Origin of the sequence: Undibacterium sp. 5I2, assembly GCF_035019605.1 — a bacterium.
Lineage (GTDB): Bacteria > Pseudomonadota > Gammaproteobacteria > Burkholderiales > Burkholderiaceae_D > Undibacterium.
The window spans coordinates 1-834 of record NZ_JASJVS010000150.1 but is presented as its reverse complement, the minus strand read 5'-3'; the positions used below and the strand labels follow the sequence as shown (position 1 = coordinate 834).

Genomic DNA, 834 nt, shown 5'->3' with positions numbered 1-834 from the left:
GTGGGCCATTTCGTAGCGTTGTAGCGGCAACGACAGCAAGGCTGGCGCATCAATCTCGGCGAAGGTGCTGGCGCGGCTACCAGGGAGCTTCTGGAATGGCTTATCGTTAAGCTGTGTCAGCAAGGGCATCATCGCCTGATTGACCTCGTGCACACTACTAAACTGCTGGTGGCGCAGACGGGCCATGATCCAGCGTTCGACGATTTGCACCGCTGATTCTGCCTTGGCCTTGTCCTGCGGATGGTAAGGGCGTGCCGGTAAAATGGAGGTGCCATAGTGACGCGCAAAGTCGAGCACAGTGTCGTTGCTGCGCGGTTCGTAGCGGTTGGCGTCGGCGATCATTGCCTTCGGATTATCCGGCACGATGAGCTGAGTGACGCCACCATAAAATGCCAGCGCACGCGCCGTCGATTCGAGCCAGTCGGCCATTGTTTCATGCGGTGTGGCACATGCGTAGGTGTAGCTGGAGGCTCCCATCGAGGCCACGAAGATGTGCGCTCGGCCACCATCGGTGAGAGCGATGGTGGGGCCAGCATAATCGATAAACAGCTTCTCGCCAGCACGGTGGACTTGGCGCATTGAGCGTTTAAGTTGCTTTGCGAAGCGCCGGTAGTTATCGCAAAATTGTGAGTAGGCATAGGTCTGCTGGTCCGCATAGTCGGCGCGGTGTTCCTCCCAGAGCAGCATTAATGTCATGCCTTTGCGCCGCAACTCGTGGTGTATGCGACCGTAATCGGGTTGTACATAATCGCGTGTTTTTTGGGAGCCAACCAACAGGCGTCGCTCCAGCGCGGCCTCATCGAGGCTCTGTACTGCGGCCCAGTCCAGAGCGGC

The 834-nt window shown here is 58.2% G+C and carries 1 protein-coding gene; it reads right to left on the bottom strand.

Annotation, left to right across the window (positions count from 1 at the left end; genetic code table 11):
- A partial coding sequence (gene istA, locus QN359_RS19765; RefSeq protein WP_323493420.1) for an IS21 family transposase occupies positions 1 to 834 on the bottom strand: 834 nt, incomplete at both ends.